The following is a 4210-nucleotide window of genomic DNA, read 5'->3' as shown; positions in this document are numbered from 1 at the left end:
AGGGCAGTTTCTTGACAATAAAGTCGGTCATCTGAGCTCACCTGCAGGGTTAATCTCAGATGAAGGCTAAGTGCTTTACCTCAATAGGTAAATCAACAAATGTCGACTGCGAAGTCACCGATTCAGGAGACTGATAGCCGATGTCTTTGAACGTGTCTCAACTGAGAGTTTCGTTGAAACGCTGTCACCTAATACACGTATATCACTTTCGCATGCAAGTGTACCCGAGGCATACCAGCATTTAGACGATTGGTGGGCAAGAGTTCTTTCCACAGGGTCCAGCAAAGCAAGTGAAATTCTGAAGCGATGCGCACCCGTAATTGACTTTAATGTTGAAGAGGAGATTTCATTTCAACAGGATGAATTCGATGGTTCTCCTGAAGAAACTAAAGCCCAAGAGGCAGAAGAGAAAAAATACTTTCAGTTTGGCCATATTCAAACCTCTTATGAAGCTTTGTTAAACCGTGCGACATCCACAATTTTTCGCGGGCTACGACCATGATCAAGGGATCCGAGAATCGAGAGCTGACAGCCGTTGAACAAGTGAAGTTTCAGGGCGAATTTATTGAGGCGGCGGAGCAAGACGAAAATTTTGTGGCCGATGGCGGGAAAATATATTGGGCGATCGATACAAACATTATCTATTTTCTCATTGATCCAATTGGCAGAGCATTTCCTGATGATGAACAACAGACGGGATATGCCACAATTTTTACCAACGATCCGAGGAGGGCTGTTGAAATTCTCGCTGAAGCATTGGCGAATTATATCGTTGAAGACTTGTCTCCTAACGCACCTCTCTTTGTTCCACCCTCGATTGATCGGCAGGTCTTCTTGCTTGTGGAAGGGCTTTCTCAGGAAGGAGCCGTTGCTGCGGATGAGCTTGAAGGAAATAACATAGGGGCTAAAGCAAACCAACTGGCCAATTGGCTGGCGAATTCTAGTGAATCCGATGATAAATCTGATGTTATCGCAGCTAAATTACTGAATTTGGCACTTCTTCGGAAAACTACTAGCCAATTGGCCCGCTTAGAACGTCTGTTGGAATCTGGCCGCATCGTCATTGCTGGAATCTCTGCAGCGAATTTACCGAAGCCACTTCCCTTTGCAATGGAAGTGTCAGATTCGGAAGGAAAAGGATACCTTCGCCAACTACTCGAGGAAGGGGTCTGGAGAAGTTTCCTAGGTGGCCTAATCCCAGGCCGAAATAAGGGGAAGGCTTTTGAAACCAAGGCTTCTGCGCTCTCAACTCTTCATCGTTGGAACGATCGGTTAGCTCGGTTGCATAAGAATGCGCCTAATACGGCTCCAGTAAAGATAAACTTTCTAACTGGAGACACACCCTTGGTTACTACGAGAAGTCATTTTCTTCCAACTAATGTGCCATCTGCTCACGCCGAACTGATGAATTTTTGCGATACACATTTCAGGCATCCACGTGGGCTGTTAGCGGATCTTCCAATGCTAAAATTCCCCGACGAAGATCGCCTAAACAACACTCACTTTTTTGACCTTTGGTCACATTGGACTTTAGGCGAGGATGCGCAGGATCAGGCCGAGATCTCTGAGAACATTCAGCAGAATTGGGCGGAGTTCCTTAGCAAGGCAGTGTTAAACTATGACTTTGATCAGCGAACAAACGATTTGGAAGACTGGCAATTAAGATCAATCACGGCTTTTGAAAGTTGGCGTGAGAAGCGTGAAGATAGAATAGAAGAAGAAATTTCAGAATTTTGGGAAAGATGCTTTTATTTTGCGACACAAGGACTTGTGCGGTTTGGTAGCGCATCAACGATGAGACCAAATGCCCGAAATGCTCCCCCTGTTTACCTAGAAAGCTGGAGCAGCACCTATAATTTGATTTCACAAATTGTTAATTGGAATTCGCCGTCGGAATTTGACGCTGAGAAATACAAGTCTGGACTTGCACTAATTGACCGTGAGTTCAAAGGAAGAGCCGAATCTGAGCGGGATGCGCGATACGCATATTACATCGCTCATGCGGTGCTCTTTGCCGCTCGGGGCAACTGGTCAATAAGTTCGAAAGTCGCGGCCTTTGCTCAACGGTTTGCGCGAACTCAGACAAGTCGCCCTGGTGAGGCAAACGGAAGAGAAGCGATCTACATCCAAGCCTTTTGCCTAAGGCATGCCGCTCGAAACCTAGAGGATCTTGAGCCTCTTCCGGAGCTAGTCAAGCGCGCTCGGGAGATCGCCAAAGGCGAGCAGGACGCAGCTTTTTCCAAGGGAATAGAAAGGCATGACAGTATCGCGATCCGTTTTGACGCCGAAATTGAAGCCATCAATATTACTGCATGGCTGTTTCGTAGGTTCTCAACCAATTCATTCGACTTGGTTGAAGAAAATGAAACCCTTTCTCGATTAATTGAATCTTCAAAAGGCCTCTTAGAGAAGGTGGAGAATTGCTACGAGACTTCTAAGGCGTCTGCGGAGAATGACCCTGAGTCGGAGAAACGCTGCGCGGTTATTTTTCGACTTAGGGTGCGTATGCTTGTCAATTTGCTTGGCCTTTCAGTTTTTAGAAGAGATCAGAAATTTGATACTGTTCTACAAAGAGAGCTGTTTAGAAAGTCTGAGGAAATTGAAATTGAGTATGAAAAACTTCACTCTTCAACTCAAAGCCACTGCTTTAGTGCATATGGAAAAATGATACGGTCTTCCGTCGCCTACCTCACGACGAAGGACAGTCAAAAGAAGAAGGAATTTCAAAACCAAATAGTAGATTTGACATCTAATGATAAGCGCAACCAAATGGCGACGTTTCCATATGACAAGGGCGTTCAAGGTAGGCTCAGTTGGTTGAGAGCTATCGCTGAGGTTGAGACGTGACCGAATCGGAAGCACTCGAATTTGCGATTGAAGCCGCTAGGTCTGCCCAGGCAGCTGCGGAACGGGCTGCAAGCCGTTCACCGAATTGGCTGGAGGTTCTTGATAGGCTGCCCAGCCTTCTGCTCGTCTTGTTCTTTATCGGTTTGATCCTTTGGAACTATCGACGGCTTGATGCCATTCTTGAGCGAACGTCCGGTGTCAAAGCCTTTGGATTTGAAATGGTACTTGGATTAAACCGAGACTTGGAGAGAGCTGCGGCGTCTTTTGATGATGTGCGGGTCACGAAAACATTCAAGGGAGGCGAAGAGGCGGTTTCTGTCACAGCGGATGACCGGACAAGAGTTTTGAAACGCGCAAACGCATGTTCCACTATCATTAGTGGTCGTCACGTTCTTTGGCTTGATGACCGCCCAGATAATAATAAGGATGAAGTGGACCTACTACAGAAGCTCGATCTTCAGGTTACCTGCATCTCAACAGACCAAGCGGCATTAGACTTGATCCAAAATGGTGCACATCATTTTCAATTGATGATTTCGGATATGGAGCGCGGTGGTGATCATGGTGCAGGAACTTCATTTCTTTCGAAATTGAGAGATAATAAGATTAAAATCCCAGTGGTTTTCTATCTTTCAGATCTTGATAACGGGAAGCCTCTTCCGGTTTCCAGTTTCGGAATTACGAACAGACCAGATGAGTTATTGCATCTTGTTATTGATGCACTGGAGAGAGTGAGACCCCTCTCATAGCGGCTGACCCTCCACGGTTTTTCGGGTGCTCTAAACCTCCCGAGCGAACCAGCGAATCCGGCCGATGATGTGAATTTCCTCGGCACTGCGCTCGTACGGACTGTAGAAACCGTTATCCGAGATTACCCGCACGGCGGGTGGGTCGCTGTTGGGAACGTGCTCGAGCCGCTTGGCCACCAACCCCATGCCATCGTCCAGAACGAAGATCCCGGGGGGGTTCGGCGCGCGGCGGGTCATGTCGACCAGCACGGTGTCGCCGTCGAGCAGCGTCGGCGCCATGCTGTCGCCTTCCACATGCATGATCCGCAATTGCGACGGACTCGCCTTCAGACTGCCCTTTATCCAGGACCGGCGGAAATGATAGGCGCGGCCGGGGGTGTCGTGATCCTCGGTCACCACCGCGCCACCACCCATCGACGGGCGCGGACTGGCGTGTGCTATCGCAACGAATGTCTCGTCAGGGTTCTCGATGAAGGGCGGTTCCCCCCCCCCTGTGTCAGCGTAGTTGTCCGCCGCTCTATTTTCCCTCTATTTCTCAGGTGGGCGGGATAGGACGATGATTTGGGATATTCACCGGAACGTAAGTCGGCTGTGCTGAAGCGGATGCTACCGCC

General features: G+C 48.4%; 3 protein-coding genes. 2 read left to right on the top strand and 1 reads right to left on the bottom strand.

Translation table 11 applies throughout. From position 1 onward, the window contains the following. The first annotated feature begins 498 nt into the window (after nucleotides 1-498). Nucleotides 499-2847: a hypothetical protein gene (locus tag ROA7023_RS24230; protein ID WP_143535729.1), complete on the top strand. Its 2349-nt coding sequence runs from the start codon at nucleotides 499-501 to the stop codon at nucleotides 2845-2847. Next, nucleotides 2844-3596 (top strand): response regulator, encoded by a 753-nt coding sequence (locus ROA7023_RS24225; RefSeq protein ID WP_143535728.1) that lies wholly within the window; start codon nucleotides 2844-2846, stop codon nucleotides 3594-3596. Before ROA7023_RS24230 ends, ROA7023_RS24225 begins: the two co-directional genes overlap by 4 nt. 30 nt (nucleotides 3597-3626) lie before the next feature. On the opposite strand, the gene ROA7023_RS23035 is transcribed toward ROA7023_RS24225, so the two are convergent. Then, the gene (locus tag ROA7023_RS23035; protein ID WP_234992425.1) at nucleotides 3627-3992 is read right to left on the bottom strand and encodes a S24 family peptidase; all 366 of its coding nucleotides are present in this window, start codon (nucleotides 3990-3992) and stop codon (nucleotides 3627-3629) included. Between the last annotated feature and the right edge of the window lie 218 nt (nucleotides 3993-4210).

The sequence above is a fragment of the Roseisalinus antarcticus genome (assembly GCF_900172355.1).
Taxonomy (GTDB): Bacteria; Pseudomonadota; Alphaproteobacteria; order Rhodobacterales; family Rhodobacteraceae; genus Oceanicola; species Oceanicola antarcticus_A.
This window is presented reverse-complemented; position numbering and strand designations above follow the sequence as displayed.